This window comes from Streptomyces sp. NPDC090741 (assembly GCF_044769045.1).
In the GTDB taxonomy this organism is placed as follows: domain Bacteria; phylum Actinomycetota; class Actinomycetes; order Streptomycetales; family Streptomycetaceae; genus Streptomyces.
Genome location: NZ_JBIVXF010000004.1, coordinates 139,683 through 150,862 on the forward strand (window position 1 = coordinate 139,683; position 11,180 = coordinate 150,862).

General features: G+C 72.6%; 11 protein-coding genes. 4 read left to right on the plus strand and 7 right to left on the minus strand.

Annotation, left to right across the window (positions count from 1 at the left end; genetic code table 11):
• Nucleotides 1-105: 105 nt before the first annotated feature.
• From ACIQU4_RS12735 to rsmI, 3 genes are all read right to left on the minus strand, one after another.
• Nucleotides 106-1,005, minus strand: a complete 900-nt coding sequence (locus tag ACIQU4_RS12735; RefSeq protein ID WP_403728724.1) for a TatD family hydrolase — start codon at nt 1,003-1,005, stop codon at nt 106-108.
• A gap of 38 nt (nt 1,006-1,043) precedes the next feature.
• Nucleotides 1,044-1,550, minus strand: coding sequence for a hypothetical protein (locus tag ACIQU4_RS12740; RefSeq protein WP_403728726.1), 507 nt, complete (start codon nt 1,548-1,550; stop codon nt 1,044-1,046).
• Between the two features lie 161 nt (nt 1,551-1,711).
• The gene (rsmI, locus tag ACIQU4_RS12745; protein ID WP_403729588.1) at nt 1,712-2,560 is read right to left on the minus strand and encodes a 16S rRNA (cytidine(1402)-2'-O)-methyltransferase; all 849 of its coding nucleotides are present in this window, start codon (nt 2,558-2,560) and stop codon (nt 1,712-1,714) included.
• A gap of 257 nt (nt 2,561-2,817) precedes the next feature.
• Between rsmI and ACIQU4_RS12750 the strand changes: the two genes are divergently transcribed.
• The 3 genes from ACIQU4_RS12750 (at nt 2,818) to ACIQU4_RS12760 (ending at nt 6,672) form a co-directional block, all read left to right on the plus strand.
• Nucleotides 2,818-4,614: a dolichyl-phosphate-mannose--protein mannosyltransferase gene (locus tag ACIQU4_RS12750; protein ID WP_403728728.1), complete on the plus strand. Its 1,797-nt coding sequence runs from the start codon at nt 2,818-2,820 to the stop codon at nt 4,612-4,614.
• A gap of 84 nt (nt 4,615-4,698) precedes the next feature.
• Nucleotides 4,699-4,905, plus strand: coding sequence for a hypothetical protein (locus ACIQU4_RS12755; RefSeq protein ID WP_403728730.1), 207 nt, complete (start codon nt 4,699-4,701; stop codon nt 4,903-4,905).
• A 120-nt stretch (nt 4,906-5,025) separates the two neighbouring features.
• Nucleotides 5,026-6,672 (plus strand): penicillin-binding transpeptidase domain-containing protein, encoded by a 1,647-nt coding sequence (locus ACIQU4_RS12760; RefSeq protein WP_403728731.1) that lies wholly within the window; start codon nt 5,026-5,028, stop codon nt 6,670-6,672.
• 40 nt (nt 6,673-6,712) lie between these two features.
• On the opposite strand, the gene ACIQU4_RS12765 is transcribed toward ACIQU4_RS12760, so the two are convergent.
• From ACIQU4_RS12765 to ACIQU4_RS12780, 4 genes are read right to left on the minus strand one after another with little or no spacing between them, the layout of a single operon-like run.
• Nucleotides 6,713-7,879 (minus strand): serine hydrolase domain-containing protein, encoded by a 1,167-nt coding sequence (locus tag ACIQU4_RS12765; RefSeq protein WP_403729591.1) that lies wholly within the window; start codon nt 7,877-7,879, stop codon nt 6,713-6,715.
• Nucleotides 7,880-7,923: 44 nt separating this feature from the next.
• Entirely contained in the window at nt 7,924-8,706 is a 783-nt protein-coding gene (locus tag ACIQU4_RS12770; protein ID WP_403728732.1) for an energy-coupling factor ABC transporter ATP-binding protein, read from the minus strand.
• Entirely contained in the window at nt 8,694-9,455 is a 762-nt protein-coding gene (gene cbiQ / locus ACIQU4_RS12775; RefSeq protein ID WP_403728733.1) for a cobalt ECF transporter T component CbiQ, read from the minus strand. The genes ACIQU4_RS12770 and cbiQ overlap by 13 nt, the downstream gene beginning before the upstream one ends.
• Nucleotide 9,456: 1 nt before the next feature.
• Complete coding sequence (locus ACIQU4_RS12780; protein ID WP_403728735.1) at nt 9,457-10,524, minus strand: energy-coupling factor ABC transporter permease; 1,068 nt, start codon at nt 10,522-10,524, stop codon at nt 9,457-9,459.
• Between the two features lie 181 nt (nt 10,525-10,705).
• Between ACIQU4_RS12780 and ACIQU4_RS12785 the strand changes: the two genes are divergently transcribed.
• Nucleotides 10,706-11,128, plus strand: coding sequence for an SsgA family sporulation/cell division regulator (locus ACIQU4_RS12785; RefSeq protein WP_403728737.1), 423 nt, complete (start codon nt 10,706-10,708; stop codon nt 11,126-11,128).
• Nucleotides 11,129-11,180: the final 52 nt, after the last annotated feature.

Consider the following 11,180-nt stretch of genomic DNA (forward strand, 5'->3'; position numbering starts at 1 on the left):
GTCCGGCCCCATCGGTTCGGGCACGGCACCCTAGCGGACGTCCGTCACTCACCAAAGTCGGGCGGCTACCCTGCGTGTCGCGCGGCCGGGCATCCCCAGCGGCCCTCAGTAGTCGAAGGCGCGGGCCGTGTTCGCCGCCAGGGCGGTCGCCATCGCGTCCTCGCCGATCCCCCGCACCGCCGCCATCGCCCGTACGGTCAGCGGAATGAGGTACGGCGCGTTGGGCCGCCCGCGGTACGGCGCCGGGGTGAGGTACGGGGCGTCGGTCTCGACGAGCACCAGCTCCAGCGGGGCCACGGCGAGGGCCTCGCGCAGCGGCGTGGCGTTCTTGAAGGTGACGGTCCCGGCGAACGACATGTAGTACCCGGCGGCGGCGCACTCGCGCGCCATCTCGGCATCACCGGAGTAGCAGTGGAAGACGGTGCGCTCGGGCGCACCCTCCTCGCGCAGGATGCGCAGGACGTCGGCGTGGGCCTCGCGGTCGTGGATGACCAGGGCCTTGCCCTGCCGCTTCGCGATCTCGATGTGGGCACGGAAGGAACGCTCCTGTGCGGCCATTCCGTCGGGTCCGGTGCGGAAGTGGTCCAGCCCGGTCTCGCCGACGGCCTTGACGTGCGCGAGCTTCGCGAGCTCCTCGATCTCGGCCAGCGCCTCGTCGAGCGCGGCCTCTCCGCCGCCGGCCCGCGCCCCCTGCCGGGACCAACCGTCGGGGTCCCCGAGCACGATGCGGGGCGCTTCGTTCGGGTGAAGGGCCACGGCCGCGTGGACGTTCTCGTACGCGGCGGCGGTCTCGGCCGCCCAGCGGGACCCCTTCACGTCGCAGCCGACCTGGACGACGGTGCTCACGCCGACCGAGGCGGCCTTGGCGAGGCCCTCCTCGACGGTGCCGCGCTGCATGTCCAGGTGGGTGTGGGAGTCCGCCACCGCCACCCGGAGGGGTTCGGGCAGCGGCGGCGGGGTGTCCTTGGAGGCGTCCTTGGAGGCGCCCTTGGCGGCAGTGCTCATGGGGCCGATCTTATGACCGGGTCCTCATGACCGGGTCCTCATGACCGGCGCAGGCGCCTCATCAGCCGGGAGAGCCATCCCCCGCGCTCCCCGGCCTCGTCCGCCGGGACGGGTCCGGGGACGTGGCGCTGCGGGGTCCTGCGCTGCTTCGGGGCCCGCGGGACGTTCGCGCCGGCCGGCACCGGGCCGGCGATCCCGGGCGAGATGCGGTGGTGGTAGAGCTTGTCGATCGTGCCGAGCACCGAGGACACCTGGCCTTCGCGCATGATCCGCACCACGTGCCCGTCACAGTTGTGACAGGTCGGGTTCGACAGCGGGGAAGGGACCCGCTCGCCCTGCACGGTGTAGATGATGAAGGGCTGGCCCTTGCCGTCGACGTGGTGCTCGATCTCGTAGCCCTGCTCCCAGACGTAGCCGCACTTCATGCACGCGAAGGAGTACGCCTCGTGCACGGTGTGCACACCAGGCTTCGGCACGGAGACGGGTACGGCCACTGCGGGGACGGGTACGGGTACGGGTACCGAGGTGTCTGCGATCTCACTCATGCCAGCTCCTCTTGTTCCACTGGTGCCATTGCCAGTGGACGCCTCTTCGGGCGGGAGCGCATCAGGCCCTGTCTACTGTTGGACGGTCTTTGGGCGACTCATGCCCCAAGACGCCCGGTGCGCGGTCTGAGCTTTGCTTTTCAGGTTAGCTCTTTACCGTCTTACAGCACCTTTTGAGCCGCATTCTTTGCCGCCACGACCGCGTCGAAGACCTCCCGCTTGGGTACTCCGGCCTCGGCCGCGACCGCCGCGATGGCTTCTTTTCGCCGCTCCCCGGCCTCCTCGCGCACGCGCACCCTGCGCACCAGCTCCTCGGCGTCCACGTCGCCGGGCCGGGCCGCCGGTGCGCCCTCCACGACGACGGTGATCTCGCCGCGTACGCCCTCGGCGGCCCAGGCCGCCAGCTCGCCGAGCCCGCCGCGCTTGACCTCCTCGTACGTCTTGGTCAGCTCGCGGCACACCGCGGCCCGCCGGTCGGCGCCGAAGACCTCGGCCATCGCGGCGAGGGCGTCGTCGAGCCGGTGCGGGGCCTCGAAGTAGACGAGCGTGCGGCGCTCGCCCTCGACCTCGCGGAGCCGGCCGAGGCGTTCGCCCGCCTTGCGCGGCAGGAACCCCTCGAAGCAGAAGCGGTCCACCGGCAGCCCCGACAGGGCGAGTGCGGTGAGCACCGCGGACGGCCCGGGCACGGCGGTGACCTTGATGTCCTTCTCGACGGCGGCGACGACCAGGCGGTAGCCGGGGTCGGAGACGGACGGCATGCCGGCGTCGGTCACCAGCAGCACCCGCTTGCCCTGCTCCAGCGCCTCGACCAGCTCCGGGGTGCGCGCCGATTCGTTGCCCTCGAAGTACGAGACGACGCGCCCGGTGGTGTGCACGCCGAGCCCCTGGGTCAGCCGGCGCAGCCGCCGGGTGTCCTCGGCGGCGACCACGTCGGCCCGCTCCAGCTCGGCCGCGAGCCGCGGCGGGGCATCGGCGAGATCGCCGATCGGGGTGCCGGCGAGCACGAGCACGCCCGCGGAGCCCGCCGCGCCTGCGGAACCTGCGGAACCTTCCGGGGAAGAGGCCGGAGCGGAGGCCGGAGCGGAGGCGGAAGCGGGGGTTTCGGAGCCGGTGGGCTGGTCAGTCGTCACCCGACCATCCTCTCAGCCGTCCCACCCGGCACACGTCATCCGTCCGACCGGGAAACACGCCATCCGTCCCACCCGGCACACCCACCGGCGGTCCCCGGCGCTGGGGTTCGCACAGGTGCGTTCCCTACGATGACCCGGTGACCAGTACCGCGACGCCGCCGCCCAGCCCCGCGGGGGCCCCGCCCGCCCCTCCGGCGGGGCGCGTAGACCAGCCGTCCACCTGGCTGCGCCGCCTGCGCAGCTTCGGCTACGCGCCGCCCGCCGACGCCCGGCGCCCGGGCCTCGGGCGCGCGGACGCCCCGAGTCCGGACGTCCGTGCCCGCCTGGTGCCCCCGTACGCCCGGCCCTCCGTGCAGCTGTGGACGGCGCTCGGCGTCCCGCTCTCCGCGGCGGGCACCTGGCAGCGCGTGCTGGCGTGGGCGGGGCCGGTGCTGGTGGCGCTGGTGGCCGGGGTGCTGCGCTTCGTGCACCTGGGCAGCCCGAAGGCGGTGATATTCGACGAGACGTATTACGCCAAGGACGCCTGGGCCACGATCCGGCAGGGCTACGAGGCGAGCTGGCCCAAGGACATCGACAAGTCGATCCTCGCCAACCCCGACGGGGTCGCGCTCCCGCTGGACCCCGGGTACGTCGTGCACCCGCCGGTCGGCAAGTGGGTCATCGGGCTCGGCGAGTGGATGTTCGGCTTCACCCCGTTCGGCTGGCGGTTCATGACGGCGGTGCTCGGCACGCTGTCGGTGCTGATGCTGTGCCGGATCGGGCGCCGCCTCTTCCGCTCCACCTTCCTGGGCTGCCTGGCGGGCGCGCTGCTCGCGGTGGACGGCCTGCACCTGGTGATGAGCCGCACGGCCCTCCTCGACCTCGTCCTCATGTTCTTCGTGCTGGCCGCCTTCGGGGCGCTACTCGTCGACCGGGACCGGGCGCGGGCCAGACTCGCGGACGCGCTCCCGGTGGACGAGGAGGGGCGCACCCGTCCGGACGTCACCGTCGCCGAGACGCTGCGCCTGGGCTGGCGCCCGTACCGGATCCTGGCGGGCGTCTGTCTGGGCCTGGCGTTCGGCACGAAGTGGAACGGCCTGATCGTGCTGGCGTTCTTCGGCGTGCTGACCGTCCTGTGGGACGCGGCCGCGCGCCGCACCGCCGGGGCGGGCGTTCCGTACGCGGCGATGCTGCGCCGCGACGCGCTGCCGGGCTTCCTGTCGACGGTGCCGGTGGCGATCGCGGTGTACCTGGCCTCGTGGACCGGCTGGATCCTTTCCCCCGACAACGGCAAGGGCGGCTATTTCCGCGACTGGGCGGCCAAGAACGACCAGGGCAGTGCGCTGTCGTTCCTGCCGGAGTGGCTGCGCAGTCTGTGGCACTACGAGACCGAGGTCTACAAGTTCCACGTCGGCCTGACCTCGGGGCACACGTACGAGTCGAACCCGTGGAGCTGGCTGGTCCTGGGCCGGCCCGTCTCCTATTTCTACGAGTCCCCCGACCCGGGGACGGACGGCTGCCCGGCGACGGAGGCGGGCAAGTGCGCCCGCGAGGTGCTGGCCCTGGGCACCCCGCTGCTGTGGTGGGCGGGCTGTTTCGCGCTGCTGTACGTGCTGTGGCGGTGGTTCTTCCGCCGCGACTGGCGGGCGGGCGCGATCGCGTGCGCGCTGGGTGCGGGCCTGCTGCCCTGGTTCAACTACCAGGAGCGGACCATCTTCTTCTTCTACGCGGTGGTCTTCGTCCCGTACCTGTGCCTGGCGGTGGCGATGATGATCGGCGCCCTGCTGGGCCCGTCGGGCTCGACGGAACGCAGGCGCGCGCTGGGCGCGATCGCGGCGGGCGTACTGGTCCTCCTGATCATCTGGAACTTCATCTATTTCTGGCCGGTCTACACGGGCCAGACCCTCCCGATGGACTCCTGGCGCGGCCGCATGTGGCTGGACAGCTGGGTCTAGCGACCCGCACCTGCGACGGGCCCGCCGCCGCTCGCGGGCCCGTCGGCGGGCGCCCATGCTGGGAAGAGGAAGAGGTGGTGCGTCATGCGCATACGACGACTGCTCGGCCTCGCTCTCGCAACGGCAACCCTTGCCGGTACGAGCGCCCTCGGTGCCGCGACGGCCCAGGCGGCGGCATCCCCGACCATCACGTCCCCGGAGTGCACGGCCCAGGGCGGAACGGTCAGAACCACGCCCTATGCCGGATACACGTGTGTGCTCCCCGACGGAAGCACGGTGTCGATCAGCTGACCGGCCACGGAGTACCGGTCTGGTAACAAGCCGTACGCATCCCGTTCGCACAGAGTAAGGTCCGCACCAGAGATTCTTTGAACGTGTTCAGAGAAAACGGGGATCTGGGGAGGAAGGTACGTGAACGGGGCGACGAAGGGGGCCATCGTCGGCGGGGTGTTCCTCGCGATGCTCGGCGGGGCCGGGTACGGGGTGTACACGCTGGTCGGGGACGGCGGCGGAGACGGCAAGAGCGGCGGCAAGGGCGGCGAGAGCGCCGCCGCGGCCGAGAAGGGCAGCGGGCCGGTCACCGACAAGGAGGCCGCGCAGACCGCGAAGGCCTTCTTCGCCGCCTGGGCGGCCGGGGACGCGCACGCGGCAGCCGAGTTGACGAACAACGTGCAGGCCGCGCAGAGCGCCGTGGCCGACTACCGGGCCAAGGCGTACGTGTCCAAGGCCGTGATCACTCCGGGGGCGCAGACGGGCACGACCATCCCGTTCGCCGTCGCCGCGGAGATCACCTACGAGGGCGCCACCAAGCCGCTCGCGTACGAGTCCAAGCTGACCGTCGTACGCGGGCTGACCAGCGGGAAGCCCCTCGTCGACTGGCAGCCCTCGGTGATCCACCCGCAGTTGCAGAAGGACGAGAAGCTGCGCGCGGGCACGCCCGCGACCCCGCCGGTCAAGGCCGTCGACCGCAACGGCGAGGAGCTCAGCGCCGAGAAGTACCCCTCGCTGCGGCCGGTCCTCGACCAGCTGCGCCAGACGTACGGCAGCAAGGTGGGCGGCAAGGCCGGGGCCGAGCTGTGGATCGAGCCGGCCGCGCAGGACGCGCCGAAGCGGACCCTGCTGACGCTGGTGGAGGGGGAGCCCAGCACGCTGAAGACGTACCTGGACGCCAAGGTGCAGGCGGCGGCCGAGAAGGCCGTCGCCAAGTACCCGGAGTCCTCCGTGGTCGCCGTACAGACGGGCAACGGGCACGTCCTGGCCGTGGCCAACAACCGCAAGGACGGCTTCAACGCGGCGATGGAGGGACGGCGGGCACCCGGCTCGACGATGAAGGTCGTGACGGCGGCGATGCTGATCGACCGGGGCAAGGCGGCGGCCGACCGGCCGGCGGAGTGCACCAAGGACGTCGTCTGGGGCGGCCGCACCTTCCACAACCTGAACAACTTCGAACTGGCCGGCGCGAACTTCGCGACCAGCTTCGCCAAGTCCTGCAACACCGCCTTCATCAAGCAGATCGACGACGTCGACGACGACGCGGCGCTCGCGAAGGAGGCCCGGGAGGTCTTCGGCCTCGGGCTGGACAACTGGAAGACAGGCATCCGCTCGACGGACGGCCAGGTGCCGGAGGCGAAGGGCGCGGAGGCCGCCGCCGAGTACATCGGGCAGGGCCGGATCACCATGAACCCGCTGAACGTCGCCTCGTTCACCGCCACCGCGCGCAGCGGGAGCTTCCACCAGCCGCTGCTCGTCCCGCCGGAGCTCGACGGACGGCCGATCGCCCAGGCGGCGCGGCAGATGAAGCCGTCGGTCCAGCAGCAGCTGGTGCGGATGATGAAGCTGACGGCGACCAGCGGCACGGCGGCGCAGGCGATGAGCTCGGTGGGCGGCTCCGACAAGGGGGCGAAGACCGGCTCGGCGGAGGTCGACGGCGCGGGCAGCCCGGACAGCTGGTTCACGGGCTACAGCGGGGATGTGGCCGCGGCGGCGATGGTCGAGGCCGGCGGCCACGGCGGCGACGCGGCGGGCCCCTTGGTCGCAGCGGTCCTGAACGCCTCCTGACACCCCGGGGTCCCGGCCGCGGCCGGGACCCCGGGGACGGTCAGAGCGAGGCGCGGACGGCGCGGAGCAGGGACTGGGCCCGGGGGTCGGCGGTGACCGACTTGGCGTGGGCGTTCGTCACGTAGCCGAAGGCGACGCCCGCCTCCGGGTCCGCGAAGCCCAGGGACCCGCCGCGCCCCGGATGCCCGAACGACCCCGCCGACAGCAGGGGCGACGCCGGGCTGTGCAGCATGTAACCCGGGCCGAAGCGCGTGTTGACCACCAGCACCCGGTCCGGCCCGGACGACAGCTCCGTACCCGCCAGCCGGCGCGTCTGCGGGGCGAACAGGCCCGCGCCGTCCTGCGTGTCGCCCAGCAGCGCCGCGTACACGCCCGCCAGGCCGCGCGCCGTGCCGACGCCCGCCGAAGCCGGGAGTTCGGCCGCCCGGAACTCCGGGGCGTTCTCGTCCGGCAGCGGCGTGATCGCCGCGAACGCCCGCCGGGTCAGCGAGGACGGGTCCGCCCAGGCCTCCGAAACGTTTCTCCGCGGACGCGTCCTGAGCCCGCCCGCCATCTCCGCAGGCTCCACCGGCCCCACCCGGCCCACGCGCCCCGTCTCCCCCGCCGGCAGGCCGATCCAGAACTCCAGCCCCCGCGGGCCCGTGACCTCCTGCGCCAGCCACTGGCCCAGCGAGGCCCCGGTCACCCGCAGCACCAGCTCCGACAGCAGCCAGCTGTACGTCTGCGCGTGGTAGCCGTGGGCGGAACCCGGCTCCCAGAAGGCCCGCTGCCCGGCGACCGCACGCGCCCCGGAAAGCCCGTCCACGGCCTGCGCCGGCGTCAGCGGAACGTCCAGCGCCGGCACGGCCGCCCGGTGCGCGAGCAGGTCCCGTACCAGCGCCCGCTCCTTGCCGCCCGCCTTGAACTCCGGCCAGTACGCGCCCACCGGGGCGTCCAGGTCCAGCAGCCCCCGCTGGTGCAGCAGCAGCGGTACGACGGCGGCCACGCCCTTGGTGGCCGAGCGCACCACCTGCGCGGTGCCGGCCGTCCAGGGCTCGCCGGCGCCGCCGCCCTCCACATCCTTCGGGCCCGCCCACAGGTCCACGACCTTCCGGCCGTCCCGGTACACGGCCACCGCCGCGCCCCGGTCCCCGAGCACCTCGAAGTTGCGTACGAAAGCGTCCCGGACGGCCTCGAAGCCCGCCGCCACCTCACCCTGGATCTCCACGAGCGGTCCAACAATCACCTGGTCGGACTTATGCCGGCGACGGCCTACGCCACCGACACCGAGCGCGGGTCGAACCCGAACGGCAGCTCCAGCCGGTGCGCCCGCATCAGCACCTCGTCGCACAGCAGGTCCTGCGTGCGCCCGTCGGCCGCGATGACCCCCTCGCTCAGGATCACCGACCGCGGGCACAGCTCCAGCGCGTACGGCAGGTCGTGGGTCACCATCAGCACCGTCACGTCCAGCGAGCGCAGGATGTCGGCGAGCTCGCGCCGCGAGGCCGGGTCCAGGTTGGACGAGGGCTCGTCCAGGACCAGGATCTCCGGCCGCATGGCCAGTACGGTCGCCACCGCGACCCGGCGGCGCTGCCCGAACGACAGGTGGTGCGGCGGCCGGTCCGCGAAGGCCTCCATGCCGACCTGCTCCAGCGCCTCGCGGACCCGCGCCTCCAGCTCCGCGCCCCGCATCCCGGCGGCCGCCGGGCCGAAGGCCACGTCCTCCCGCACGGTCGGCATGAACAGCTGGTCGTCCGGGTCCTGGAAGACGATGCCGACCCGGCGCCGGATCTCGGCGAAGTTCCGCTTCTCGACCGGCAGCCCGGCCACCGTCACGGTGCCGACCCCGCCGCCGAGGATGCCGTTGAGGTGCAGCACCAGCGTGGTCTTGCCGGCGCCGTTCGGGCCGAGCAGGGCCACCCGCTCGCTCTGTCCCACGGTCAGGTCCACGCCGAAGAGGGCCTGGTGCCCGTCCGGATAGGCGTACGCGAGGCCGGAGACCTCAAGGGAGGCAGGAGCGGCCGAGGGGGAGGGAGAGGCAGTCACAGGGTCCATCCCATCAGACAGACGGCGAGTGCCGCCGCCGGGAGTACGGCCGCGTACGCCCACTGGGCGCGTGTGGCCACGACTTCGTCGATCACCGGCATCGAGCCGGCATAGCCGCGGCTGACCATCGCGAGGTGGACCCGCTCGCCGCGCTCGTAGGAGCGGATGAACAGGGCTCCGGCGGTCTTGGCCAGCACGCCCCAGTGCCGGATCCCGGCGGCCTCGAACCCGCGCGAGCGCCGGGCGATCGACATCCGCCGCAGCTCGTCGGTGATCACGTCGCCGTACCGGATCATGAAGGAGGCGATCTGCACCAGCAGCGGCGGCAGCTTCAGCCGCTGGAGCCCGAGCAGCAGCGCCCGCAGCTCGGTGGTCGAGGCGAGCAGGACGGACGCGGCGACCCCGAGCGTGCCCTTGGCCAGTACGTTCCAGGCGCCCCACAGGCCCGAGACGCTGAGCGACATGCCGAGCACCTCCACCCGCTCGCCCTGAGCCACGAACGGCATGAGCACGGCGAAGGCCACGAACGGGACCTCGATCAGCAGCCGCCGCAGCAGGAAGCCGGCCGGGATCCGTGCCGCGGCCGTGACCGCCGCGATGAGGACGGCGTACAGGCCGAAGGCCCACACCGCCTCGCGCGGTGTGGAGACGACGACCACGACGAAGGCGAAGGCCGCGGCCAGCTTGCAGTGCGGCGGCAGGGCGTGGATCGGCGAGTGCCCGTGCCGGTAGAGCTTGTGGGCGTGGCCCGCGCCCATCTCAGACCGCCGTGGAAGCGGTCGAGGAGGTGGAGGCGGCCGTCAGGTCCTCCGCGCGGCGGCGGCGTACGGTCCAGAAGATCCCGGTGCCGACGGCGACGGTCGCGCCGACGCCGATGACCCCGGCGAGGCCGCCGGAGAGGCGGGCGTCGCCGACGTCCTTGACGCTGTAGTCGGCGAGCGGGGAGTCGGCGGTGGCGTGCTCCTTCACGTTCTGGTCGATGCCCTTGTCCGCGGCGACCTTCTCCAGGCCGTCGGGGCTGGTGGAGGCGTAGAAGGAGACGAAGCCGGCCAGGACGAGTGCGGTGACCAGGCCGGTGATCCACACGGGCTTCGTGGAGCGGGCGGCGGCGGGCGCCGCGACCGGAGCCGCCGCCGGGGCGTCGACCAGCTCGCCGCCGACGCGCAGCTTCAGCGGCGCGGCCAGCCCGCGCGCCCCGTGCACCAGGTCCGGCCGTACGGCCAGTACGGCGCCCACGGTCGCGGCGGTGATCGCGGCCTCGCCGATGCCGATCAGCACGTGCACGCCGACCATGGCGGTGAACACCTTGCCGAGCGGGACGTCGGTGGTCCCGCCGAGGGCGTACAGGAGGGTGAACATGACGGCCGCGCCGGGCACCGAGAGCAGTGCTCCGGCGAAGGCGGCGACGGTGACCGAGCGCCGGGTGTCGGGCAGGAGCTTCAGCAGCCCGCGGAAGACGGCGTACGCGACGACCACGGTCACGACGGCCATGTTCATGATGTTGACCCCGAGGGCGGTCAGCCCGCCGTCGGCGAACAGGACGCCCTGCATGAGCAGCACCACGGACACGCACAGCACACCCGTGTAGGGACCCACGAGGATCGCGGCGAGCGCCCCGCCCAGCAGGTGCCCGCTGGTGCCGGCGGCGACCGGGAAGTTCAGCATCTGGACGGCGAAGATGAACGCGGCGACGAGCCCGGCCAGCGGCGCGGCTCTTTCATCGAGCTCCCGGCGGGCTCCGCGCAGGCTCACGGCCACCGCGCCCGCGGCGGCGACACCTGCGGCGATGGAGACGGGGGCGTCGATGAAGCCGTCGGGCACATGCATGGGGCTGCTCCGCTTCCTGCGGTCTTTGAGCTGGCAAAATCTTTAACCGCTCAAGAATAGTGCCCAATTGCAAACCGTTGGCAAGAGCGTCGGCGGCACAAATACCTCCGCGCGGATTCGTGGGAATGTGCGAGGCTGGGGGCAATACGGACTCGTATGTTCCGATTCGAGGAGTCTTGTCGTGTCAGCCACCGCCGAGAATCCCCCCGTGGGCGCGGCCGCCACCGCCGTCGCCACAGCCGTCGCCGCCACAGCCGTCGAGGACCGCGTCACCGTCCGCGTGATCAGCGACGACCCACTCTTCCGGAAGATCCCGGTCGCCCTGCGCTTCGCCGCCGCGGAGCCGCTCGCCGTACGGATCGTCTTCCCCGCCGGGCTCTCCCCCGAGGGCACCGACAACGAGTGGGTCTTCCCCCGGGCCCTCCTCGAAGCAGGCCTGCAGGCCCCGACCGGCACCGGCGACGTACGCGTCTGGCCCTGCGGTCGCGTCCAGGCGGTCGTCGAGTTCCACTCCCCCGAGGGCGTCGCGGTGATCCAGTTCGACATCGCCGCGCTGCGCCGCTTCCTGCGCCGTACGAACGCCGCCGTCACCCGGCAGGCGTAACGGACCCGGACCAAACGGGACCGGCGCGGAGAACAGGCCCGGCCCCGCACCT